The following is a 24,368-nucleotide window of genomic DNA, read 5'->3' as shown; positions in this document are numbered from 1 at the left end:
ACGGGTGTTGCGGCGATGGACGTGTGGTGGCGGGGCGGGTTCAGCTCATACGGGGGCGCCCCCGGCGAGGGCCAGGTAGAGGGTGGCGAAGTCGGTGACGGCGATCAGCTCGGCGAGGGCTTCGAGTTCGCTGCCCTCTTCGGGCTCCAGCTCGCTGATGGCCACGTCATGGCCGCCCGCGAGCTCGCGGGCGGCGGGGGCCGCGGTCAGTCCGCCGGCGGGCCGGTCCCTGAGCAGCACGATCCGGGCGCGCAGGGCCTGGCGCTCCTCGACCCGGTCACGGAAGAAGTCGTCGGCGGGGCCGGCGCCGCCCGCGAAGTCACCCGCGAGCAGCGCGCCGTGGGCCATCAGGGCTTCGGGGAGCTCGGCGGCGAGCGCGGGCCGGCCGGTGAGCTCTGCCAGTACGGCGGCGAAGCGGCGCCCGGCCGGGGCGGCGGCCGTGCCCTCCGTCCAGATCAGCGGGAGGCTGTCGGCGAGCTCGGCGGCGAGGGTCTTGGCCGGGTTGCTGTACGTCGCGATGGCCGGGCCGCAGCGTTCGGCGGCGCGGTCCAGCCGGTCGGCGACGCGCTGAAGCGTCTCGGTCGGCGCGGCGAGCAGGCCGGCGCGGTCGAGCAGCGCGAGCAGGGGGATGAGCAGGGACCAGAGGGCGCCGGGGCCGGCCACCAGCGTGCCCTCCCCTTCGTACTGCTCGTTGGGAGTCGTCGCCATGGGCACGACGAGGCCGTGCGTACCGTCGACGGCCTCGCTCAGCTGGGACCGGCGCGGGGCGACGGCGACGACCGTGCAGCCGCGGCGGTACGCCTGCTCGGCAAGGAGCGCGAGGCCGGGTTCGCTGCCCTCGGTGGTGGCGATCAGCAGCAGGTCCACGGGGCCGACCCAGCCGGGTAGCGCCCAGCGCAGCGCGCCGGCGGCCGGGGCGACGCCGGTGGGGCGGAGCCGGACCACGGGCGCGGCGGATCCGGCGAGGGCGGCGATCAGCTCGGCGACGGCGGTCGCGGCGGCGCCGGAACCCGCGATCAGTACGGCGCGGGGGCGGCCCTCGGGGGTGAGCTCGGCGACGCCGGCCTCGGCGGTGTTCCGCAGCGCGGTACGCACCCGGGCTCCGGCCTCGGCGGCCCCGCGGAGCAGCCCGAGCCGGTCGGCACGGGCCAGGGCGTCGGGAGCGTCGAGCAGCGACTCGTCGAGCATGGGGGCCTCCTTACGCGGGGCGCCGTGCGGTTTTGCGCGGGGCGCCGTGCGGTTTTGCGCGGGGCGCCGTGCCTTTACGCGGGGCGCCGCGCCTTTACGCGGGGCGCCGCGCCTCGTCGACGAGGAGGACGGGGATGTCGTCGCGTACCGGGTAGGCCAGGCCGCAGTCCTCGCTGGTGCAGATCAGCTCGGGGGTGTCGGCGGCGGTGCGGTCGCTGAGCGGCGCGTGGCAGGCCGGGCAGGCGAGGATCTCCAGGAGGCCGGCTTCGAGCGGCATGGGGGTGGTATCCCTTCAAACAGACGGATCGAGCCCCGTCAGGGTAACGCCGTCCGGCGGGGGCGCGGGTACGGGTTGTCTTGGGCGGAGGCCGGTTCTCGGGTGCGGGTTGTCGCCGGGTGCGGGGCGCCGTCCGGCGGGGTGCGGTGGTCTTTGGCGGGGGCCGGTGTTTACGTGCGGGTTGTCGCCGGGTGCCGGGTAGGGGTGGTGTCCTGGACTGCATGATTTACGGCGCGTGCGGACCGGTGGTGACGTGACAGCTTGTCGAGCGCCACAAATCACGCTCTACGTCCTGGACACCACCCCTACCCGTCCCCCTCCACCACCCGCACAGACCCCCGGGCCCCAGGCCCACGACCCGCTTGGCGCGGGCCCACCGGCGGGAGGGGGTCGGGGGTGCAGGAGGTGCGTGACCGGACGTAAAGCGTGATTTGTGGCGCACGACGAGCCGCACCCGAGATCCGGTCCGCAGGGCGCCGTAAATCATGCAGTCCGGACACGCACCTCCGGAACCCCCGACACCCGCACCACGACAAACGGCCCCGCACCCGCACCCCGGCACCCGCACCCCCCGCCGGACGGCGCTACGCGCGGATTAGGGACAGGACCTCGTCCCGCGCCTTCCCCATCGTCGTCTCGTCCCGCGCCTCCACGTTCAGCCGCAGCAGCGGTTCCGTGTTGGACGGCCGGAGGTTGAACCACCAGTCCGCCGCCGTCACCGTCAAGCCGTCGAGCTCGTCGATCGTGACCCCGTCACGGTTCGCGAAGGCCTCCCGGACCGCGGCCATGCGGCCCGCCTGGTCGTCGACCGTGGAGTTGATCTCGCCGGAGTCCGCGTAGCGGTCGTAAGAGGAGACCAGCTCGGACAGGGGGCCGTCCTGGCCGCCCAGCGCCGCCAGGACGTGGAGCGCGGCGAGCATGCCCGTATCCGCGTTCCAGAAGTCCCGGAAGTAGTAGTGCGCGGAGTGCTCGCCGCCGAACACCGCTCCCGTATTGGCCATCTCCTGCTTGATGAAGGAGTGGCCGACGCGGGTGCGGACCGGGGTGCCGCCGTGTTCCCTGACGACCTCGGGGACCGACCAGGACGTGATCAGGTTGTGGATGACCGTGCCGCCCGGGTGCTTGGCCAGTTCGCGCGCCGCCACCAGCGCGGTGATCGCCGACGGGGAGACGCCCTCGCCGCGCTCGTCGACGACGAAGCAGCGGTCCGCGTCGCCGTCGAAGGCCAGGCCCAGATCGGCGCCTTCGGCGCGGACGCGGGCCTGGAGGTCGACGATGTTCTTCGGGTCGAGGGGGTTGGCCTCGTGGTTCGGGAACGTACCGTCCAGCTCGAAGTACATCGGCACCACGTCGAGCGGCAGTCCCTCGAACACGGTCGGGACCGTGTGCCCGCCCATGCCGTTGCCCGCGTCCACGACGACCTTCAGCGGGCGGATCGTCGAGAGGTCGACCAGGGACAGCAGGTATTCGGCGTAATCGGACAGGGTGTCACGCTGCATGATGTGCCCGGGCTTCGTCACCGAGGCCGGGGGGGCGTCCGCGAGCCAGCCCTCGACCAGGGCGCGGATCTCCGCCAGGCCCGTGTCCTGACCCACCGGCGCCGCGCCGGCCCGGCACATCTTGATGCCGTTGTACCGGGCCGGGTTGTGCGACGCCGTGAACATCGCGCCGGGCAGGTTCATGTCCCCCGACGCGTAGTACAGCTGGTCGGTGGAGCAGAGCCCGATGATCGTGGCGTCCGCGCCGCGCGAGACGGCGCCCCGGGCGAAGCTCGACGCGAGGCCGGGCGAGGAGGGCCGCATGTCATGGCCGATGACGATCGCCTCGGCTTCGGTGACCTCGACGAAGGCGGCGCCGAAAAGCTCCGCGAGTTGGTCGTCCAGCTGATCGGGGTACACCCCACGCACGTCGTACGCCTTCACGATCTGCGACAAATCGGCCACGGCCAACCCTCCAGAGCTTTCTGTCACTGCGGTCACTTCAAACTACCCGTACGGGTACCCGTACGCAGTTAAGGAAGCATCCAGCCCAGCACCATCGTGCTCTGTCCCAGCACGATCAGACACATCACCAGCAAAAGCCCCAGACTCCACGGCAGCACCTTGCGCAGCAGGTCTCCCTCCTTGCCGGCGAGCCCGACCGCCGCGCAGGCGATCGTCAGATTCTGCGGGGAGATCATCTTGCCCAGCACTCCCCCGGAGCTGTTCGCCGCGGCCAGCAGTTCCGGCGAGAGACCGGACTGCTGCGCCGCCGTCACCTGGAGCGCGCCGAAGAGCGCGTTGGCCGAGGTGTCCGAGCCCGTGACCGCGACGCCGAACCACCCGAGGATCGGCGAGAGGAAGGCCAGTCCCGCACCCGCCGCCGCGACGAAGTGACCGATGGTGGCGGCCTGTCCGGAGAGATTCATGACGTACGCGAGAGCGAGGACCGAGATGACGGTGAGAATCGCGTACCGCAGTTCGTACACGGTCGCCGCCCACTCCCGGGCCGCGTCACGCGCGCGAACGCCGAGCACGACGGCGGTGAACAGGCCCGCGAGCAGGACGAGCGTGCCGCCCGTCGCGACGAGCGGGAGGGAGAAGATATTGGCGCCGACCGGGTTGCCCTCCGCGTCGCCGACGTTGAGGAACGGCCAGTCGAAGAGCCGCGTCGCCCTCGCGAGCAGTTCCTTGACCGGCGGGATCTGCGCGAGGGAGAAGATCACCACGATCAGGGCGTACGGGGCGTAGGCGCGCAGCACTTCGCGGCGCGGGTCCTCCCGGTCCAGGTCCTCACTCCGTACGCCGGTGAGCACCGCGGCGCGCACCGGTTCCGCGGCGGGCCTGCGCGCCGAGGGGATCGCCACCAGCGCCGCCGCTCCCGCCAGCGCCGCGCCGATGTCGGCGAGTTGGGCGGAGACGTAGTTCGAGGCGACGAACTGCGCGACGGCGAAGGCGACTCCGCACGCCAGCGCGGGCACCCAGGTCTCGCGGAGCCCCCGCCGGCCGTCGACGAGCAGGACCAGCACCAGCGGTACGACGAGTGCGAGCAGCGGCGTCTGCCGTCCGACCACCGAGGCGACGGTGTCCAGGGGCAGCCCGGTGACCTGTGCGAGTGTCACCACCGGCGTGCCCATGGCGCCGAAGGCCACGGGCGCGGTGTTGGCGACGAGCGCGACGACGGCGGCCTTGACCGGGTCGAAGCCGAGTGCCACCAGCATCACCGAGCAGATGGCGACCGGCGCCCCGAAGCCCGCGAGCGCTTCGAGCAGGGCGCCGAAGCAGAAGGCGATGACGAGCGCCTGGATACGGGGATCGTCCGAGAGGCGCCCGAAGGAGCGCCGCAGGATGTCGAAGTGATGGGTGCGTACCGTCATGCGGTACACCCAGAGGGCGTTGACGACGATCCACATGATCGGGAAGAGGCCGAAGAGCACGCCCTGCGCGCCGGCCGAGAGGGTCTGGCCCAGGGGCATGCCGAAGGTGAGCCAGCCGACCAGCACGGCGACGGCGAGTCCGATGAGCCCGGCGAGGTGGGCTTTCATACGGACGGCGCCGAGCAGGATCAGCACGGTGGCCAGGGGCAGCGCGGCGACAAGGGCGGAGAGGGCGAGCGAGTCGGCGACGGGTTCCAGTTGCTGTACGAACACGACAGTCCTCCGGATTCCGCGATACGGAAACTGATCTCTCAGTAGGTGGGAGGAAATGGTCGTGTCCGCGCCAAGCGAAGGTCAATGGCCCGCACAGGATCCGTACCGGAAATCCCCGTCAGGGAGAGCGGCGGCGGAAGAAAGGTTTCCGTGGCCGAAGGAAGCAGCGCTTGTCGCTCAGGAGCTACGGCTCAGGAGTCGGGAGAGCGCAGCACGCGCAGATGTCCCCGGCGCCCGACCTCGGCCGGATTCGCGCCGCGCGGCCCTTTGCTGCCGCCCTCCGCAGCGCGCTCCTGGGGCCGGGCGGCTTCCCGCACGGCGTTGGCGAGCGCTTCAAGATCATCACCACTCGGGCGCGCGGGAGCCGAGCCGTCCGTCAGACGGACGACCTCCCAGCCGCGCGGAGCGGTCAGCCGCTCGCTGTGTTCCGCACACAGGTCGTAGCAATGAGGCTCGGCGTAGGTGGCGAGCGGGCCGAGGACCGCGGTCGAGTCGGCATAGACGTACGTCAGTGTCGCGACAGCAGGGCGGCCGCACGCGGTGCGCGAACAGCGACGTACAGGGCTCACGACGTTGGACGGTACCGCACTCTTGAGCGGGCCGCGACGACTCTCCACCAGGTCACTCCACCGTGTCGCGCCCCGACATCCGGCCCGACATGGCCGGGAGCAACTGCCCTGACCTGCGGGGGAGGACAAGTGACCGGGCGGCGACAGCCCGTGACGCGGTCACCACTTGGGGCAAAACCCGTCATTGAAGGCGAGATCGCCGATCGCGCAGATGTATGGAATCGAGCCCAAGCTTGGCCGGAATGCTCAATATGCGACATGCCGCCCGAGGGGGCGGCGGCCACGATCGTCGGGGCCCGGGAGGGCTACCCTGCGTGAGTGATGGACAGTCCTGTACCGCCCCGCCCGACCGAGCCACGGCCACGCCGCCGCGACCGCCACGGCCGCGGGATGCGTGGCCCCGTCGCCCCGCCCCAGGTGCCGCTCTCCGCCAGCCGCTCGGAGACCTTCCGTGATCTTGTACGGGACTCCGTGGACCGCCTCGAGCGACGCTGGCCACAGCTGGCCGAGGTCGAATTCCTGGTCATGGACGTGCCCAGCACACAGGACGAGTCCGTGCCGCTCGGCAGCTCGGTCCCCGCGAGCAAGGAGCACCCGGCGCGGATTTTGGTCTACCGCCGGCCCGTGGAGATCCGTACCAAGAGCCGCGACGATCGCGCGCTGCTGGTGCACGAGATCGTGGTCGAGCAGGTCGCGGAGCTGCTCGGCCTCGCGCCCGAGTCCGTCGATCCGCGGTACGGCCAGGAGTGACCGGACCCTGACCTGCCGGCCCGGTCCTGACCCGGAGTGGGTCAGGGCCGGGCGCGGTCTAGTGCCGCGACCGGGAATGTTTGCCCGTCGAGGAGCGGCGGCCGGTGCGTACGATCGCAAGGCGGCCGGAGGCCCTTGTAGCGGAGCTACTCGGGTCTTTGGCCAATGCGGCGAGCGTGCGTGCTGGGCGTCGCGACGGGGCAAACATTGCCGGGAGGGGCACTAGCCTTGGCCGCCGAGGATCGACAGGTCTTCCTTGGCCTTCGGCACGGACACCGTCCCCCGGTCGTCCGGCAGCGTCTGCACCGTGAACATCGGGACGCCGTCCTCCGGCAGGGCGAGCGTGCGCGCCGCGTGGACCGGACCACCCGACTCCGGCTCGATCGTCAGCGCGTACGAGCCCTTCAGCCCGTCCGGCACGGGCGGCGTGACGGCCAGGGTCGTACCGGCCTTCACCACGTACGTCTTCACCACCGGCTCACCCGCCTCGCTGCCCGCCGAGGCCGTGACCTTCACCTTCGCGGTCCCGCCCGGCGCGGTCAGCGACAGCGTCGAGCCCTTGGCGCGGTTGTCGGCCGCGGTCGCCCGCGACCCGATCGGCCCGGTCGCCGGGATGAACGCGATCTCCTGCTTGGCGCCCTTGCCGCGGACCACACGCAGCGCCGCGACCACCGGCGTCGCGCGCCCGTCCTCGGCGGGGCTGAGCAGCAGCGAACCCGCCTCGCCCTTGGTGACGTCCGCCAGGTCGAGGGCCGCGGTCATCCCCGACTTGACGTGCAGGGTCTCCTGCCCGGCCGGGGTGATCGTGCCGTCGGCGCCGGCCAGCTGCACCTTCAGGTAGGCGTCGTCCGCACCGGGTGCGAACGCCACCAGACGTACGTCGGTCGCGTCCGCCGGGATGCCGGGCATGACCACGCGGCCCGCGGGATCGGCCGCGGCGGCCAGCCAGTCGCTGCCCGTCTTGTCGTCGGCGGTGCGCACCACGGCGCCGACCCGGCCGGTCCGGGTGGTGACATGGACGGTCACATTGGCGGCGGCCTCGGTGGTCAGGGTCGAGAGCAGCACCGGGACGCTGGACCTGGCGGGCACCGGAATGCCCTCGCCGACCTCCGACTTGAGGGCGCCGTCCTTCCCGTACAGCTCGATGTCGGCGACGGCCGCCGTGTCGTCGGGGTTGGTGAGATGGACGTAGTCCTGCCGCGATTCCTCGGTACCGGCGCCCGGGAACCAGAAGCTGGTGTCGGGCGCGGTGCAGGCCGTGCCGAGCAGGCCGCGCGCGCCGCCCACGCTGACGGTGGTGGTCTGCTGGGTGGCCCAGCCGGGGGCGAACCGGCCGGTGGCGGTGCCGACGAGGGCGGGGGCCGCGGCGCCGCTCGCCTCGGCGGTGACGGGCTTGCCCGGCTCCTTCAGGGCGACGAACGCCTTGTCCTGCGCGGGATCCTTCGGCGCGTCGCCCTTCGCCTTGTCGTCCTTCTTGGCGTCCTCGTCCTTCGCCTTCTCGTCCGCCTTCTTGTCGTCGGCGGTGCCCGGATCGACCAAGGTGAGGGTGGATTCCTTCAGTTCCGCGGAACCTGTCGTGTCGCCGCCACCTTTACCACCCGCCGGGGTGAACGAGGTGTACGTCGTCTCCGCGATGTCCGACGCGCTCGGCGCCGGGCAGAGCAGGCTGGAACGCTCCACGGGCAGCCGCGCCGGGGCCTGGGCCGCCGCCGCGCCGGGGCCGTCCGGCGCGGTCAGCGCGGCGATTCCGGTGATGGCGGCGAGGGCGGTGGCGGCCGCGATGAGGGAGAGAGTCGTACGGTTCACTGGTTGCTGCTCCCGTCGGGGCGCGGACGCTGCTCGTTCTCGGTGCCGTCGGCGTAGGGCTGCTGGCCGTAGCCGTACGGGTCGTACTGCGACGGGTCGTACGGCACCTGGCCCTCCTGGTACTGGCCTTCCTGATACTGGCCGGCCGGGTACTGCTGATACGGCTGCTGGTACTGCCCTTCGCCGTACTGCGCGCCCTGGTATTGCCCGTCCGGGTACTGGTTCCGGGCGTACTCCGCGCCGGCGTACGTCGTGCCGTCCCAGTCGCCGTACGGCTGCTGCTGGGGCACCTGCTGCGGAGGCACCGCCTGCTGCTGGGGCACCGCCCCGTACGCCGTCTGCTGGTCGCCTGCGGCGGACTGACCGTACGGATCCGGCGCGGGAGCCGCGGCGGGCATCGGCGGTACGGCCTCCTGCTGCTCGGGCTCGTACTGGCCGGACTCGTGCTGGCCGGTCTCGTACTGGCCCTCGGCCTCCGCCGCCGCCCGCAGCCTGCGGGCCCGGCGTCCTTCGCCCTCGACCGGCTGCGCCGGAATCTCGACGTCCTCCTCGGGCAGGTCGTCGTCGATCTCGCGGCGGCGCCCCGGCAGGGCGAGCACCAGCAGGACGACGGCGAGCGCGCCCTGCACCCAGATCCACGCGGTGTGGGTGACCGGGCTCTCGTACGTGAGGTCCAGCCGTCCGCCCTCGGCGGGCAGTTCGAAGCCCTGGGCCCAGCCGTCGACGGTCTTCTTCGTCAGCGCCTTCCCGTCGAGGGTGGCCTGCCAGCCCTCGGCGGCCCGGTCCGCGATGCGCAGCACCCGCCCCGCGGCGCCCGCCGGGAGCTCCGTGTGCGCCTCGACGGGTGAGGAGGCGACAGCCAGCGACTCGCCCTCCCCCTTGCCGTCGACGATCGTGGCCCGCGAGATCTGACGGTCCACGCGCCACAGCGCGCTGCCGTCCAGCTGGCTCAGCCGGCTCAGGCCCGGGGTGGCGTCGAGGACGCGGCTCATCTCGCGCGGCGCTCCGTCCCGTACAAGTACGTAGCGGACCGCGAAGCCGCTGAGCTGGTCGGTCTGGTCGGCGCCGGATCCCGCGACCAGATTCGCGACGACCTTGTCGAGCCGGGGGTCGCTGCCGCCCGCCGCGGTCAGCTCGGCGTCACCGAGCCGGCCGCCCGAGCCGCGGACCAGGGTGTACGAGACCTCGGCGGCGGAGCTGCCGCCGAGGACCAGGGTGCGCGGCTGGTCGCGGGTGACGCTCTCCTCGGCGACGAACGCCGGGACCTGGACCGGGTCGCGGCGCGCCAGCGGTCCCGCCGCTCCGCTGATCATCCAGCCGAAGGCGGCGAGCAGCGGGGCGACGGCCGCGGCGGCGGCGATGAGCGCGGCGACGGGCTGGCGCCAGCCGAAGCTCTGGGCGGCGACGCGCTCCCGGGCGCCGTCGGCGCCGAGCACGGCGGCCGCGATCAGCGCGAGCCCGTAGACGAGGGTGGCGGGTCCGGCCCAGCCGGAGTTGTTGGAGAGGACGGCGAAGATCAGCGCGACCAGGGCGACGGCCCAGGCGGCGCGGATCGCGAACTGCCGCTCGCCGCGCAGCAGGGCGGCCAGCGCGGCCAGGACGACACCGATCAGCAGGATGCCGCCCGCGGTCCTGGGTCCGCCGGGGCTCATGCCGAGCAGATCGATCGCGGAGGCCGATCCCGTACCGAACTCCAGGCCGGCCTCCCGCAGGAAGGCGGCGGAATCGGTCAGCAGCGAGAGCGACCAGGGGGCCAGCAGCAGGACGGGGGTGCCGACGGCGGCCAGGACGCGCGGACCGTACGCGGCTATCTCGTCACGGCGCAGCGCGAGGACACCGAGCCCGGCCAGCAGCGCCAGCGGCCATACGACCGGGGTGAAGGCCATCGCGAAGGTCAGCAGGAAGGCGTACGCCCAGGTGGCACGCCAGCTGCCGCGGCCTTCGCCGCGCATCCCGTACGCGGCGACGCCCGCGCGGGCGATCAGCGGCAGCAGGACGGCCAGCACGGCGGTGCCGAGGCGTCCGGTGGCCAGCGCGCCGGTGGCGGCGGGCAGGAAGGCGTACGCGACGCTCGCCCAGGCCCGCAGCAGCCGTGACTCGACGAGGGGCCGTGAGGCGAAGTAGGCGGTGAGTCCGGCCAGCGGGACCGAGCAGACGAGCAGCAGGGTCAGCGCGAAGCCGGTGGAGCCGAGGAACAGCGCGGAGAGGGCGGCGAGCACGGCGAGATAGGGGGGTGCGGTCTGGGTGCCGCCCGTGCCGACGGGATGCCAGCCGTCCGCGTACCGGGACCACAGGTCGGAGACGTCCGCCGGCGCGGGCAGCAGGGCGCCGCCCGCGAGCGCGCCGCCGCCGAGCAGTCCGCGGCAGGCGACGAGGGAGACGACCAGGAGAATCGCGAAGAGGACGGGGCCGGGCTTGTGCGCGAGCTTCTTCAGCCGGGCGAACTGCTCGACCTCCATGAAGTCGGCGTCGTCACCGCCGGGGCCCGACTCGACGGCGCCGTGCCGTGAGCCGCCCGCGTCGGCGTCGGAGTCGCCGCCGAGGCTTCCGGCGATCTGCTCGACCGTGGCACGGATCGTCGCGCCGGGCGGCGGGAAGAGGGGGCGCAGCTCGGCCGGCTCGACCACTCCCTTGCCGCGCTGCCGCCGGGCGCTGATGATCCGTCCCGGCCGCAGCAGGGTGCCCGAGAGCCCCATGACTTCGTCGACGGCCTGGCCAGGTGCCTTGCCCACCAGATAGGCGAGGGTGCGCAGCAGGGTGCCCAGGACGAGCCGGAGCAGTACGTAGGGGAGGACGGCGGCTCGTGCGTTGACGAGCATGGTGTAGACGGCGCCGGCCTTGTCGACGCGGTGCGGGTTGACGACGGAGCGGCCCGCGCAGTCGACCGTACGGCGCTCGCGCGCGGCCGCTTCTGCGTGCCGCAGGACGGCGTCGGGGGCGATGAGCACCCGGTGTCCCGCGGCGTGGGCACGCCAGCACAGGTCGACGTCGTCGCGCATCAGCGGGAGTCTGCGGTCGAAGCCGCCGAGTTCGTCCCAGACGTCGCGGCGGATGAGCATGCCGGCGCTGGAGACGGAGAGGACGGTACGGACCTGGTCGTGCTGCCCCTGGTCCTGTTCGCGCCGGTCGAGCCCGGTCCAGCGGCGTCCGCTGTTGGCGATGGAGACGCCGACTTCGAGGAGCTGCTTGCGGTCGTACCAGCCGCGCAGCTTGGGGCCGACGATGGCGGCGTACTCGTCGGAGTCGGCGACGCGCAGCAGCTCGGCGAGGGCGTCGGGGGCGGGCGCGCAGTCGTCGTGGAGGAGCCAGAGCCACTGCACCGGTTCGCCGTGGGGCAGTTCCGGCATGTCGTACGCGTCGTCGCGCCAGGTCCGGTTCACCGGATCCCAGCCGCTCGGCCGCTTCAGATACGGCAGATCGTCGGGGGTGAGCACCCCGGCGGAGCGGGCCGCCTCGTCGACGGCCGTGCCGAAGCCGGACCGGCGCGCGAGATGCAGGACGCGGTCGGCGCCGAGCGACTCGGTGAGCAGCCGGGCGGAGTCGTCGGCGCTGCCGGTGTCGGCTGCCATGACGTTCTGTACGGGGCGTTCCTGGCCGAGCAGCCCGGCGAGGGCGTCGGGCAGCCATCGCGCACCGTCGTGCGAGACGAGTACTGCGGTCACGACGTGCCGCGGAAACTCGGGGGCGGTGGCGGAAACGAACGCGGCGGTGGTGGGGGACATTGAGGTAACGGGCCCTCCGGCCGGGGGGTCGCCCCGAAGGGGCGTTGGAGCGTCTTGGATGGGGGCCCACACTAACGGCTGGCAGCAGGACGGTCCGCCGCCTGCGGGGAACGCGCAGACTGCGGACCGTTCGTTACGTACGAGTTTGTGGCGATTCGCCAGGGGGTCAGGCCGGCCCCGGCGGTCGTCGACGGGTCGGCTGCCGGAGGGCGGCCGGACGGCGGCCGGAGCGCGTCGGGCGGCACCCGGAGCGCGATCGGGTCGCGGTCGGACCGGGTCCGGAGCGCGTCGGACGACGGGTCAGATCGCGGCTTTCTTGAGCCGGCGGCGCTCGCGCTCGGACAGCCCGCCCCAGATACCGAATCTCTCGTCGTTGGCGAGGGCGTACTCAAGGCATTCGGAGCGGACCTCACAGGCGAGGCAGACCTTCTTCGCCTCGCGGGTGGAGCCACCCTTCTCGGGGAAGAAGGACTCAGGATCGGTCTGGGCGCACAAGGCGCGCTCCTGCCAGCCGAGTTCCTCGTCCGCGTCCTCGACCAGCAGTTGCTGGAACAGCTCGGTCATGTGCGCCCCTCGTCTGTCTTTTGCGTCCCCGTGATGTGGCCGCTGTCGATTTCCGGCCGAACGACACGAGTGAAATTACAAGTGTGTGGCTCCGGGCCAGTCAAGCCGAGATCTGCTATTGGTCCCGGTATTCACTCTGCGGAACCAAGGCTATGCGGAAAGTGTTCAAATCACCAAAAACCTGACACATGCCACTGGCCTGCCCGCATCCACCCCCTCTCACCCGGAGAGACGTCACGAACCCCGACCTTGTTGCGGATCCGGCCACGGAAGCGATCCGGATCACAGTCTGGTCACGAGGGTGCGACGGTGTTTGCGAGCGCAGTCGCTGGCCCATGTCTCCGCAGTTGAAGGGGCACAAACCTTTCTCCGATCGCAGTAACCGGATGAGGTGAAACATTACCGCCAAATCGGGCATTGAGTTGACATCGACGAACGCATTCGTCACCTTTGGTTACATGCCAGCGATCCCCGCGCACACCGCGACCCACGTCCGTGGATTCCGCAGCGCTGTCCAGGCTCGCTGTTGCTGTTCCAGCTGTTTCTGTTGCAGCTGTTGATGCCCCCGGGCTCCAGCCACTCCAGCCACTGCGGCTAGCTCTCCCGTCGCCACGCCCGCGCTCCGCGGCACCTGCCGCGTTCCCGCACCGCTCCGAGGAACCACCGCACCCATGAACAGCGACAGCGACCTCCAGATCGCCGGCGACCTCCTTGAGGTCCAGCATCTCCTCCAGCCCGCCCGGGAGCACCCGGCCACCGTGGCCGAGTTCGCCGGGCTCGCCCGTACCCTCGCCGCCGACCGCGCGCAGTGGGCCCCGCTCGTCCGGTACGACGCCGTCAGCCGCTGGTACCACCGGCTGCGCACCGGCCCCGGCTACGAGGTCTGGCTGCTCTCCTGGGTGCCGGGCCAGGGCACCGGGTCGCACGACCACGGCCGCTCCTCGGGCGTACTGACCGTGCTCGCCGGTGAACTGACGGAGCGTACGGAGCGCGGCAGCCGCGCCCTCACGCCGGGCGCGCAGCGCGTCTTCGCGCCCGGTTATGTCCATGAGGTCGTCAACGACGCGATCGAACCGGCCGTGAGCCTGCACATCTATTACCCGGGTCTGACCGAGATGCCGATGCACTCCGCCCGCTGCGCCCCGGCCGCCCAGGATGTCGTACCCGCCTGACAAACTGCACAGCATGCGCATTGTGGTTCTGGCCGGCGGTATCGGCGGCGCCCGCTTCCTCCGCGGCCTCAAGCAGGCCGCGCCGGACGCGGACGTCACGGTGATCGGCAACACCGGTGACGACATCCATCTGTTCGGGCTGAAGGTCTGCCCCGACCTCGACACGGTGATGTACACCCTCGGCGGTGGCATCAATGAAGAGCAGGGCTGGGGGCGTACGGACGAGACCTTCCAGGTCAAGGCGGAGCTCGCGGCCTACGGGGTGGGGCCCGAGTGGTTCGGCCTCGGCGACCGCGACTTCGCCACCCATATCGTCCGTACGCAAATGCTCGGCGCGGGCTACTCGCTGAGCGCCGTCACGGAAGCGCTCTGCGCCCGCTGGAAGCCGGGCGTGCGGCTGCTGCCGATGTCCGACGACCGCATCGAGACCCATGTCGCGGTCGATGTGGACGGCGAGCGGAAGGCGGTGCACTTCCAGGAGTACTGGGTGAAGATGCGGGCGTCCGTCGACGCCCAGGCGGTCGTCCCGGTCGGCGCCGACCAGGCCAAGCCGGCGCCGGGAGTGCTGGACGCCATCGCCTCCTGCGACGTCATCCTCTTCCCGCCGTCCAACCCGGTGGTCAGCATCGGCACGATCCTGGCCGTCCCCGGTATCCGGGAAGCCATCGCCGAGGCGGGCGTGCCGGTCGTCGGCCTCTCCCCCATCGTCGGGGACGCCCCGGTGCGCGGAATGGCCGACAAGGTGCTCGCCGCGATCGGCGTGGAGTCGACGGCCGCGGCCGTCGCCCTGCACTACGGCTCCGGGCTGCTCGACGGCTGGCTCGTCGACACCGTGGACGCGGCCTCGGTGGCCGAGATCGAGGGAGCGGGGATCCGCACCCGGGCCGTCCCGCTGATGATGACGGACGTGGACGCCACCGCCGAGATGGCCCGTGCGGCGCTGACGCTGGCCGAGGAGGTGCGGACGTGACGTCGTACCGCGTCCGCGCGCTGCCGGGACTGCCGGAGGTCCGCCCCGGCGACGACCTCGCGAAGCTGATCGCGGCCGCCGGGCCGGAGCTGTCGGACGGTGATGTCCTGCTCGTCACCTCGAAGATCGTCTCCAAGGCCGAGGGCCGGATCATCGAGGCGGCCGACCGCGAGGCGGCCATCGACGCGGAGACCGTACGGATAGTCGCGCGGCGCGGGCCCCTTCGTATCGTCGAGAACCGGCAGGGGCTGGTGATGGCGGCGGCCGGCGTGGACGCCTCCAACACCGCGCCGGGGACCGTGCTGCTGCTGCCCGAGGACCCGGACGCCTCGGCGCGGGCGATACGGGACGGCCTGCGGGACGCGCTCGGGGTGGACATCGGAGTGATCGTCACGGACACCTTCGGGCGGCCCTGGCGCAATGGACTCACCGATGTCGCGATCGGCGCCGCCGGGGTGCGGGTCCTCGACGATCTGCGCGGCGGGACGGACGCCCACGGCAATCCGCTCAGCGCGACGGTCATCGCCGTCGCCGATGAGCTGGCCGCCGCGGGCGACCTGGTGAAGGGCAAGGCCGAGGGCCTGCCGGTGGCCGTGGTGACCGGCCTGTCCCATCTCGTCGGCGACGCGGATGAGGGCGCCAGGGCGATGGTGCGGGTCGCGGCCGACGACATGTTCCGGCTCGGCACGTCCGAGGCGGTACGGGAAGCGGTCACCCAGAGGCGTACGGTCCGCGACTTCACCGACGGCGCGGTCGACCCGGGCGCGGTCCGCCGCGCGGTCGCGGCGGCGGTCACTGCCCCGGCCCCACATCACACGACGCCGTGGCGCTTCGTTCTTCTGGAGTCGCCCGAGTCCCGCACGCGTCTGCTGGACGCGATGCGCGACGCCTGGATCGCGGACCTGCGCCGCGACGGCAAGTCGGAGGACTCCATCGCCAGACGCGTCCGCCGTGGCGACGTCCTGCGCAAGGCGCCGTATCTGGTCGTGCCCTGCCTGGTGATGGACGGCTCCCACTCGTACGGCGACGCCCGGCGTGACACCGCGGAGCGCGAGATGTTCGTGGTCGCCATGGGCGCGGGCGTCCAGAACTTCCTGGTGGCGCTGGCGGGCGAGCGGCTCGGCTCCGCGTGGGTCTCGTCGACGATGTTCTGCCGGGAGGTCGTCCGCGAGGTGCTGGACCTGCCGGCGGACTGGGATCCGATGGGCGCGGTGGCGGTGGGCCACGCGGCGAGCCCCCCGAAGGACCGGCCGGCCCGGGAAGGGTCGATGTTCATCGAGGTGCGCTGAGAGCCTGTCGGGCGGCCTTCGACCGGAGAGCGGACGCTACAGCTGGGCGATGTTCCTGATCGCCATACGCGGTGCGCGGCGGGCCGGTGTGTGCCCGCTGAGGAGGATCAGCCGGGTCGCGCGATGGCGCTGGCCGGCGTACGGGGCGAGGAGTTCCAGCATCGCCGCGTCGTCCGCGTCCCGGTCGCCCGCGAGTGCGTGGCCGACGATGCCGGGAAGGTGGTAATCGCCGACGGTGACGGCGTCGGGGGCGCCGTTCGAGCGCTGGACGACCTCCGCCGAGGTCCACGGTCCGATGCCCGGGATCAGCTCCAGCCGGGCGGCGGCCTGTTCCGGGTCCATGGCGGCGGCCTCCTCCAGCCTGCGGGCCACCCGGACGGCGCGCAGGATCGTCGAGGACCGCTTGGCGTCGACGCCGGCCTTGTGCCACTCCCAGGACGGGATCATCGCCCAGGTCCTGGCGTCGGGCATGACGTACAGCCGCTCGCCGGCTCCTGGACCGGGCGCGGGCTCTCCGTACGTCCGCACCAGGAGGCGCCAGGCGCGGTACGCCTCGACGGTGGTGACCTTCTGTTCCAGGATGGACGGAATGAGGGATTCCAGTACGAGTCCCGTGCGGCACAGGCGCAGCCCGGGGCGGCGGCGCTGGGCCGCGACGACGAGACGGTGGCGGGGGACGAAGGCGTCGGGGTCGTCCGACTCGCCGAGCAGGCCGGGGAGTTGTTCCAGCATCCACTCCGCGCCCGCGCCCCACGCCTCGGCCTCCACGGCGCCGCCGCGCGCCACGACCCTGAGCGTGCCGGGCCCGGCGGGGGTCAGGCTGGTCCGCCAGACCGAGCCGTCAGGGGCGGCCCGGAAGGTCGGATCGCCGGGTCCGCGCCGCAGTGGCCCGAGGACGAGCCCGAGGTCGTAAGGACCGGTCGGCGTCCACCGTCGCCGGATCCCGTCCACGGGCTGGGCGGGACGGGGCGCGGGTACGGGCACGGGCGCCGCGTGCGACGGCGGCGCGGAGCGCGGACGGGGGGCGAAGCGGCCTGCCACGGGTGGGGTCCTCGGGGGTCGGGGTCACTCACGAGGGTAGGCGGTGGCCGCGAGAGCGTGTCCGCTCAGGGCTCCGCTACTCGTCCGAGGAGAACCTCACCGACCCCGGCGGGAGCGTCGCGTCGCACCAGACGCGGATGCCCTCCCGCAGTTCGTTGTCCGCTCCCACCACCGCGCCGTCGCCGACCACCGCCCCCGACAGGACCGCACGCGCACCCACCCGCGCACCCGCGCCGATCAGCGAGTCCGTGATCATCGCGCCCGGTTCCACGACCGCGCCGTCCAGCACCGTGCTGCCCGCGATCCGCGCTCCCCCGCCGATCACCGCGCCCGCGCCCACCACCGTGCCGCCCGTGAGCTTGACGTCGGACGCCACGGACGCCGTCGGCAGGACCAGCCGCTCGCCGCAGCGGCCCGGTACCGCCGGGGACGGCGCACGGCCCAGCACCAGGTCCGCCGAGCCCCGGACGAACGCCTGGGGTGTGCCCAGGTCCAGCCAGTACGTGGAGTCGACCATGCCCTGCAGATGCGCGCCGGCGGCCAGCAGCTCCGGGAAGGTCTCCCGCTCCACCGAGACGGGGCGCCCCACCGGAATGGAGTCGATCACCGAACGGCGGAACACATACGCCCCCGCGTTGATCTGGTCCGTGACGATCTCCTCCGGCGTCTGCGGCTTCTCCAGGAACGCCGTCACCCGCCCGCTCTCGTCCGTCGGGACAAGGCCGAAGGCCCGGGGGTCCTCGACCCGCGTCAGATGCAGCGAGACATCCGCCCCGGACGAGGCGTGCGTCCCGACGAGCGCCCGTATGTCGAGGCCGGTGAGGATGTCGCCGTTGAAGATCAGCACCGGTTCGTCGGGCCCGGAGCGCAGCAGGGAGGCGACATTGCGGATGGCACCGCCCGTCCCGAGCGGCTCCCGCTCGGTGACGTACTCCAGACTCAGCCCGAGTGACGAGCCGTCACCGAAGTGCGGCTCGAAGACCTCGGCGAGATACGACGTCGCGAGGATGACGTGCTCGACGCCCGCCGCACGGGCGCGGGCCAGCTGATGGGTGAGAAACGGGACGCCGGCCGCCGGCATCATCGGTTTCGGAGTGTGCACCGTGAGAGGCCGCAGCCTGGTGCCCTTGCCGCCGACCAGGAGGATCGCTTCTGTCACCGTGTCGTCTCTGCTTCCTGCTGGGGCCGGCGCTTCCGTACATCTGACGAACAGCCGTACACCTGACGGACATCCGTACATCCGTACGTGCGACCGGCCAGTCTATGCAACCTTTTCGGTACCTCCCCGGTCATACGCCCTGCGAGCCGTACATTCCCCTAGTCCTGCTGCCGATCAGCGGCCCTGGTAGGTGGCCGAGGACGTCCGGATGGGGCCGAGCCTCTCGTAGAGGCGGCTTCCTGGGCAGTCGGTGGCGAATCCGTCCCGATGCCCCGAGATGGCGTTGAGCCGGACCTCCGTGCCCTTCTGGTACTTGTTGCTCCCCCCGGACGTCAGCGCGACCTTCCCACGCGGGTCGATTCCGTAGAGCCCGAGCTTCCACGCGGTGAGCTTGGCGATGGCGGTCGTGACGGCCGCCGGCGGATCCGTGCTGCTGTACGTTCCGAGGACGGCGATGCCCACGCTGTTCACGTTGAAACCGAGCGTGTGGGCGCCCATGACGGGCTCGGCCACACCACCCGCCCTTCCCTCGTAGATGTTTCCGCACGTGTCGATGGCGAAGTTGTAGCCGAGGTCGCGCCAGCCACTGCTCTCTACGTGGTAGCGATAGATACCGCGCAGGACGGAGGGCGCCTCCTCGCAGCTGTAGTTGTTTCCCGTCGCGCTGTGGTGGACGAAGGCCGCCCTGACGGTCGCGGTGTAGCCGAACTCCGTCTCGCGGAGCGTCTCGTCCGCCCCCCAGCCCTTGCGCGTGACGATGCGCGGGCGCCCTCCGATGTACGGCTTCGCGGAGCCGGTGAGACCGGCCTCCGTCTCCTTCTTCGACAGGGCAGGGATCTCGGTGGCGCCCATCTTCACGAGATCCGCGTTCACCGCCCAGCTGGCGGTCTCCTCCAGAGTCAGCGGGACAGGAGGGTCGTCATCGCCTCCGCCCGCCGGTCCCTGCCCCGGATCCACCAGATCCAGGCGCAGCCCCTGGGGAAGCCCCTGAGGCAGTGGCGCGCGGGAGCGCCCGGCCGTGGCCGCCTCGCCGGTGCCCCGTACCCGGATCGCGACGCCGTCCGAGTCGCCGACCCAGAGCGGGGCGGTGGCGCCGCGCACGGTCACCGAGCCGTGCTCCTCGCTACGGGGGTCGGCGCCGTGCTCCTGAGGGCGCGTCTCCAGATCCCGCCAGCCGGACCAGGTGTGCGTCCCGGTCGCGCGGGTGCGGACCTGGACCGTTCCGCGCAGCTCGGCGGCGGCGTCGTCCCACACGGCACCGAGCAGCGAGAAGGGGCTGACATCACGCTGGGCCGACCCCTGTTCCGTGGTGACACCGCCCGTCCGGTCCGCGCCGCCGCCGGTCAGCGGAAGCGACTGGGTGGAGCCGGGCACGGCGGCCCCGTCGCGTGGGGCGCCCGGCCGCGGCTCCGCGTGCCGGGACGCGGCCTGCGAAGGCGACGCCTGTGCGGCGGCCACGCCCGACGGCAGCGCCAGCGGAAGGACCAGGGCGGCGGTGCACGCGACGCCGATCGAGGGTGCAAGGGAGGCACGCATGTGCCGATCCTGTGGGCGCCAGGCCGCCGCCGCCCGTGGGACGGCTGACGGCCCGCCGGTCCAACCGGTGTACCCCGTCACCGGTACGGCGGCGGCCGCGCGGGCCCGCCGCGTACCCTTTCCCGGATGAACGCCAGCGACCGCACCCCCGCCGACCTGCTGCGATCCGCTCTCACCGCGGACCCGGCCCGCCCTTTGGTCACCTTCTACGACGATGCCACCGGCGAGCGCGTCGAATTGTCCGTGGCCACCTTCGCCAATTGGGTGTCCAAGACCGCGAATCTGCTCCAGGGCGATCTGGCCGCGGCGCCGGGCGACCGGCTCGCGCTGCTGCTGCCCGCGCACTGGCAGAGCGCGGTGTGGCTGCTCGCCTGCTCCTCGGTCGGCGTGACGGTCGAGATCGGCGGCGACCCGGCCGACGCCGATCTCGTGGTCAGCGGCCCCGACACGCTGGACGCGGCGCGCGCCTGCGGCGGCGAGCGGGTGGGGCTCGCGCTGCGGCCGCTCGGCGGCCGCTTTCCGCAGCCCCCGCAGGGCTTCGCCGATTACGCGGTCGAGGTGCCGGGCCAGGGCGACCGCTTCGCCCCGTACGCCCCGGTGGACCCGGACGCGCCCGCGCTCAGCGTCGGCGGTACGGAACTGACCTCGGCCCAGCTCGTCGAACGGGCCCGCGCGGACGCCGGGGAGCGCGGCCTCGCCCCCGGCTCCCGGCTGCTGTCCGGGCTGGCGTACGACAGCTGGGAGGGGCTCTCGGCCGGACTGTTCGCGCCGCTCGTGGCGGGCGGGTCCGTAGTGCTCTGCCGCAACCTCGCCGAACTGTCGCCGGAAGGGCTCACCAAGCGTGCCGAGAGCGAACGCGTGACCCATAACGCGGTTTGACGAGCCGCTGGCAGGCAACACGACCATCCGCCGAGACGCAGGTGTCCGGCGCACGGCGGGCAGGGCTCGCGGGGCCGGACGACAACCGCCCGCATGATCGGCGATAGGTGCCGTCCGGAGCACAACCAAGCACGGGGTTCGTCCGTCTACCCCAGCAACCGGCGGCCCAGTGCGCCGCCGACGCCTTGAAGGATGGACGCAGACGTGACCGACAGTGCTGGCACGCCGGCCGAGCAGGACAACCCGTCCGAGAACGAGCGGCCGGCCGACGCGCCCGGGGCTGACGACGACGGTGCGGCGGACGCCCAGTCCGCGGGCTCGGACGAGCCCGCGGACGAACCGGCGAAGCCGGATGCCGAGCGGAACGGATCCGGGGAGATAACACCCGGGTCCGAGGAGATACCGGACCCGCCCGAGACAACAGCGGCCGGGCCCGAGGGGATACCGGACCCGCCCGAAACGACCGCAGCCGGGTCCGAGGAGACAGCCGACCCGCCCGGGACAACAGCGGCCGACGGCCCGGAGGCCGCCGCCTCGGTCACGGCCCACACGGACGCCGCCGCGGACGGCGTCGCCCCGCGCCCCCGCCACAAGCGCCGCTGGCTGCGGTGGACCGCCCTCGGCACCTCCGTCGTCGTGCTCGCCGCCGCCGGAGCCGGCTGGTGGTTCTACAAGAAGCTCGACGGCAACATCACCACCGACACCACCGCCGCCGCCGAGCTGCGGACGTACGAGAAGGAACGCCCCACCCCCATCGCGCTCGACGCGAAGAACATCCTGCTGCTCGGCTCCGACAGCCGCTCCGGCGACAACGGCAAGTACGGCCGCGACGACGGCGGATCGCAGCGCTCCGACACCACGATCCTGCTGCATCTCGCGGCCGACCGGCAGAGCGCGACGGCCATCTCCATCCCCCGTGACCTGATGGTGGACATCCCCAGCTGTCTCAAGTCGGACGGCACCCGCAGCGGGGCACAGTTCGCGCAGTTCAACTGGGCCTTCGAGTTCGGCGGCGCCGCCTGCACGATCCGTACGATCGAGAAGCTCACCGGGATCCGGGTCGACCACCACATGGTGATCGACTTCAGCGGGTTCAAGGACATGGTGAACGCGGTGGACGGCGTCGAGGTCTGCCTCAAGGAGCCGGTCGACGACGAGCAGGCGCATCTCGAGCTGCCCGCCGGACGCACGAACCTCAACGGTGAGCAGGCCCTCGGGTTCGTACGCGCCCGCCACGGCATCGGTGACGGCAGCGACACCCAGCGCATGGACCGGCAGCAACGTTTCCTCGGCGCCCTGTTCAAGAAGGTGCAGAGCGACGGGGTGCTGCTCAACCCGACCCGGCTCTATCCGGTGCTGGACGCGGCGACGAAGTCCCTCACCACCGACCCGGGGCTGAGCTCCCTCAAAGATCTTTACGATCTGGCGCGTTCTATGCGGAGCGTACCGATAGAAAAGGTGCAATTCCTCACTGTGCCCCGGCAGCCGTACACCGCGGACCCGAATCGCGATGAACTCGTGCAGCCCGCGGCGAAGAACCTCTTCAAGAGGCTGAGCGAAGATGATCCCGTCACGGTCTCGCCGTCCGGTAAGTCCGAAAAGAGCGCGGACTCCGGGAAAAGTTCTGGCGACAAGGCCGGGGACGACAGCTCTTCGACCGAAGAGAAGTCGGGCGATTCGGACCAGAAGGGCCCCAGCCCGACCCCCACATTCACGGGCTCGAATGCCGCGGCGGGCATGTGCGAGTAAAGCAATACCCAAAGAGAACCCGGCAGTCTATGAAGATTGGGCGGATTGCCCGCTTGTAAGGAACGTGGAATGTGTCACGCGCGTCGCTAGACGCTGAACTGGGCGGATAGTGTGACGCGATCCGGTGCGTCCGGCCGCGAGGTCGCGCACTGCTGGATCGAAAGACCGAGCGCCTTCGGGGGAAGGCGCCTCGCGTGGCACCCGACGGAGGATTCAGGCAACCGTGGATGCGCATAGCCGTAAGGCGGACGAAATCGACCCCGCCGACCAGTGGGTCCTCAACCCGCAGACCGGTAATTACGAACTGCGACTGGACCACTCCGCAGGGCAGCCGCCCTCCCCCCGCCCGCGTGGCGCAGGCGCCGGAAGAGGCGCTCCGAGAAGTGACGCCCAAAGAGCGGATACGCCGCGAAACAGCGCTCCGCAAAAGGGTTCCCCGCGACCTTCCGGCGAAGCGGGAGCGGAAATCGGATCACGGTCGGGATCCGGCCCCCGCCGCGGCGGCGCCGCCGGGGTGCCGGGCACCGACGTACCGGTGCAGCGGGGCAGCCGCCGGGCCGGGAAGGGCGCGGCCGAGGCGCCGCCCGCCGCCGCGGGCCGCCGCAAGCGCAAGCCGAAGAAGTCGGGCAAGAAGAAGGCGCTGCTGTGGACCGGCGGTGTGTCGGCGTTCGTACTCGTCGGCGCCTCCGTCGGCGGGTATCTCGTCTATGACCACTTCAACGGCAACATCGCCACGATCGACGTCCAGGGCGCGGGCAGCGGCGGCTTCAAGAAGGACCAGCCCGTCAACATATTGGTGATCGGTACGGACAAGCGGACCGGTTCCGGCAACGAGGGCTACGGCGACAAGAACAGCGTCGGCCATGCCGACACGACGTTCCTGTTCCATGTCTCCAAGGACCGTACGAACGCGACGGCGCTGTCCATCCCGCGCGACCTGATCACCGACATCCCCGACTGCGAGACCAAGACGTCGGAGGGCGACAAGGTCATCCCGGGGACGCGGGAGACGCGGTTCAACGAGAGCCTCGGCCAGTCCGAGCGCGACCCGGGCTGCACCATGCGTACGGTCAAGGAGCTCACCGGGCTCACGGTCGACCACTTCATGATGGCCGACTTCAACGCGGTCAAGACGATGTCCACGGCGGTCGGCGGGGTCGAGGTCTGTCTCGCCAAGGACATAGATGACAAGGACTCGCACCTCAAGCTCTCCAAGGGCATCCACACCGTCCAGGGCGAACAGGCGCTGGCGTTCGTCCGTACCCGGCACTCGGTGGGCTTCGGCGGTGACCTGAGCCGGATCGAGATCCAGCAGCAGTTCCTCGGCTCGATGATCCGGAAGATGAAGTCGAGCGACACCCTCACCAGCCCCAGCAAGCTCTGGAAGCTGGCGGAGGCCGCGACCAACGCGCTCACGGTCGACTCCCAGATCGGGACCATAGAGAAGCTCCGCGACCTCGGTACGGAGCTCGCCAAGGTGGACCCGAAGAACATCACCTTCGCGACCGTGCCGGTGGTCGACAACACGGACGGCGCGACCGTGCTGCTCAACGAGGCCAAGGCCAAGCCGTTGTTCGCGATGATGCGGAGCGACACCTCGCTCACCGAGGTGAAGCAGAAGGAGGCGGCCGCCAAGAGCGAGCAGGCGGCGCTCCTCAAGGGCCCCAAGGCGGACCCGGCCGATGTACGGGTCGACGTGTACAACGGCGGCGGTCCGCAGGGCTCCGCGCAGGAGACCCTGGCCTGGCTGCAGAACGACGAGGGCGTGCCGAAGTCCACCAACAAGGGCAATGCCCCGGCGGACGTGGCCAAGACGACCTTGGAATACGCGCCGAACCAGGCCGATCAGGCGCGCGCCCTCGCGGCCATGATGGGCCTGCCCGCGGAAGCGATGAAGCAGGGTACGGAGGACGCCGAGGGGCTTCAGGCCATGTCGCTGACCCTCGGGGCGGACTTCAAGGGCGCGGGAGTGCCCATCACCGGACCGGCGAAGGCGCCGGAAGGTGTGCAGAAGGTGGAAGCGGACAAGCAGGTCTGCGCCAAGTGACGCCGGAGCGCCGGCTCATACG

The 24,368-nt window shown here is 71.8% G+C and carries 18 protein-coding genes; 7 read left to right on the top strand and 11 right to left on the bottom strand.

Features of this window, described 5'->3' with window-relative positions:
* Positions 1-45: 45 nt before the first annotated feature.
* From ACZ6MZ_RS15895 to ACZ6MZ_RS15875, 5 genes are all read right to left on the bottom strand, one after another.
* The gene (locus ACZ6MZ_RS15895; protein WP_469352327.1) at positions 46-1,188 is read right to left on the bottom strand and encodes an SIS domain-containing protein; all 1,143 of its coding nucleotides are present in this window, start codon (positions 1,186-1,188) and stop codon (positions 46-48) included.
* 94 nt (positions 1,189-1,282) lie between these two features.
* Positions 1,283-1,465: a Trm112 family protein gene (locus ACZ6MZ_RS15890; protein WP_384191961.1), complete on the bottom strand. Its 183-nt coding sequence runs from the start codon at positions 1,463-1,465 to the stop codon at positions 1,283-1,285.
* Between the two features lie 584 nt (positions 1,466-2,049).
* On the bottom strand, positions 2,050-3,408 hold the full coding sequence (locus ACZ6MZ_RS15885; RefSeq protein ID WP_389792106.1) for a phosphomannomutase/phosphoglucomutase: 1,359 nt from the start codon (positions 3,406-3,408) through the stop codon (positions 2,050-2,052).
* A gap of 68 nt (positions 3,409-3,476) precedes the next feature.
* Positions 3,477-5,093 carry an L-lactate permease gene (locus ACZ6MZ_RS15880; RefSeq protein ID WP_384336516.1) on the bottom strand — a complete coding sequence of 539 codons (1,617 nt, stop codon included), beginning with the start codon at positions 5,091-5,093 and terminating at the stop codon, positions 3,477-3,479.
* A gap of 191 nt (positions 5,094-5,284) precedes the next feature.
* A complete protein-coding gene (locus ACZ6MZ_RS15875; RefSeq protein ID WP_384191969.1) occupies positions 5,285-5,710 on the bottom strand; it encodes a DUF3499 domain-containing protein in 426 nt (141 codons plus the stop codon).
* A gap of 273 nt (positions 5,711-5,983) precedes the next feature.
* Here ACZ6MZ_RS15875 and ACZ6MZ_RS15870 point away from each other — a divergent pair, with 273 nt between their 5' ends.
* Entirely contained in the window at positions 5,984-6,412 is a 429-nt protein-coding gene (locus ACZ6MZ_RS15870; protein WP_386879410.1) for a metallopeptidase family protein, read from the top strand.
* Between the two features lie 222 nt (positions 6,413-6,634).
* Here the strand turns inward: ACZ6MZ_RS15870 and ACZ6MZ_RS15865 are convergent, their stop codons facing one another.
* From ACZ6MZ_RS15865 to ACZ6MZ_RS15855, 3 genes are all read right to left on the bottom strand, one after another.
* Positions 6,635-8,218, bottom strand: a complete 1,584-nt coding sequence (locus ACZ6MZ_RS15865) for a DUF5719 family protein (RefSeq protein ID WP_469352323.1) — start codon at positions 8,216-8,218, stop codon at positions 6,635-6,637.
* Positions 8,215-11,940, bottom strand: coding sequence for a glycosyltransferase family 2 protein (locus ACZ6MZ_RS15860; protein ID WP_469352321.1), 3,726 nt, complete (start codon positions 11,938-11,940; stop codon positions 8,215-8,217). The genes ACZ6MZ_RS15865 and ACZ6MZ_RS15860 overlap by 4 nt, the downstream gene beginning before the upstream one ends.
* 300 nt (positions 11,941-12,240) lie before the next feature.
* Positions 12,241-12,504: a WhiB family transcriptional regulator gene (locus tag ACZ6MZ_RS15855; protein ID WP_014046372.1), complete on the bottom strand. Its 264-nt coding sequence runs from the start codon at positions 12,502-12,504 to the stop codon at positions 12,241-12,243.
* A 671-nt stretch (positions 12,505-13,175) separates the two neighbouring features.
* Here ACZ6MZ_RS15855 and ACZ6MZ_RS15850 point away from each other — a divergent pair.
* The 3 genes from ACZ6MZ_RS15850 to ACZ6MZ_RS15840 are packed head-to-tail and all read left to right on the top strand — an operon-like array spanning position 13,176 to position 15,935.
* Positions 13,176-13,676: a cysteine dioxygenase gene (locus ACZ6MZ_RS15850; RefSeq protein WP_384336520.1), complete on the top strand. Its 501-nt coding sequence runs from the start codon at positions 13,176-13,178 to the stop codon at positions 13,674-13,676.
* Positions 13,677-13,689: 13 nt separating this feature from the next.
* Complete coding sequence (cofD, locus tag ACZ6MZ_RS15845; protein ID WP_389792116.1) at positions 13,690-14,646, top strand: 2-phospho-L-lactate transferase; 957 nt, start codon at positions 13,690-13,692, stop codon at positions 14,644-14,646.
* Entirely contained in the window at positions 14,643-15,935 is a 1,293-nt protein-coding gene (locus ACZ6MZ_RS15840) for a coenzyme F420-0:L-glutamate ligase (protein WP_469352318.1), read from the top strand. Before cofD ends, ACZ6MZ_RS15840 begins: the two co-directional genes overlap by 4 nt.
* 36 nt (positions 15,936-15,971) lie before the next feature.
* Here the strand turns inward: ACZ6MZ_RS15840 and ACZ6MZ_RS15835 are convergent, their stop codons facing one another.
* From ACZ6MZ_RS15835 to ACZ6MZ_RS15825, 3 genes are all read right to left on the bottom strand, one after another.
* Positions 15,972-16,976 carry a DNA-3-methyladenine glycosylase family protein gene (locus ACZ6MZ_RS15835; RefSeq protein ID WP_469352316.1) on the bottom strand — a complete coding sequence of 335 codons (1,005 nt, stop codon included), beginning with the start codon at positions 16,974-16,976 and terminating at the stop codon, positions 15,972-15,974.
* A 76-nt stretch (positions 16,977-17,052) separates the two neighbouring features.
* Positions 17,053-18,135 carry a mannose-1-phosphate guanylyltransferase gene (manB, locus tag ACZ6MZ_RS15830; protein ID WP_469352314.1) on the bottom strand — a complete coding sequence of 361 codons (1,083 nt, stop codon included), beginning with the start codon at positions 18,133-18,135 and terminating at the stop codon, positions 17,053-17,055.
* Between the two features lie 174 nt (positions 18,136-18,309).
* A complete protein-coding gene (locus ACZ6MZ_RS15825) occupies positions 18,310-19,671 on the bottom strand; it encodes a peptidoglycan recognition protein family protein (RefSeq protein ID WP_469352312.1) in 1,362 nt (453 codons plus the stop codon).
* Positions 19,672-19,797: 126 nt separating this feature from the next.
* Between ACZ6MZ_RS15825 and ACZ6MZ_RS15820 the strand changes: the two genes are divergently transcribed.
* The 3 genes from ACZ6MZ_RS15820 to ACZ6MZ_RS15810 all read left to right on the top strand — a co-directional run bounded on the left by ACZ6MZ_RS15820 (position 19,798) and on the right by ACZ6MZ_RS15810 (position 24,346).
* The gene (locus tag ACZ6MZ_RS15820) at positions 19,798-20,550 is read left to right on the top strand and encodes a TIGR03089 family protein (protein ID WP_469352310.1); all 753 of its coding nucleotides are present in this window, start codon (positions 19,798-19,800) and stop codon (positions 20,548-20,550) included.
* Positions 20,551-20,754: 204 nt separating this feature from the next.
* Complete coding sequence (locus tag ACZ6MZ_RS15815; RefSeq protein WP_469352308.1) at positions 20,755-22,299, top strand: LCP family protein; 1,545 nt, start codon at positions 20,755-20,757, stop codon at positions 22,297-22,299.
* A 223-nt stretch (positions 22,300-22,522) separates the two neighbouring features.
* Complete coding sequence (locus ACZ6MZ_RS15810; protein ID WP_469352306.1) at positions 22,523-24,346, top strand: LCP family protein; 1,824 nt, start codon at positions 22,523-22,525, stop codon at positions 24,344-24,346.
* Positions 24,347-24,368 lie beyond the last annotated feature (22 nt).

The organism is Streptomyces sp. NPDC042201, assembly GCF_055582185.1.
This window is presented reverse-complemented; position numbering and strand designations above follow the sequence as displayed.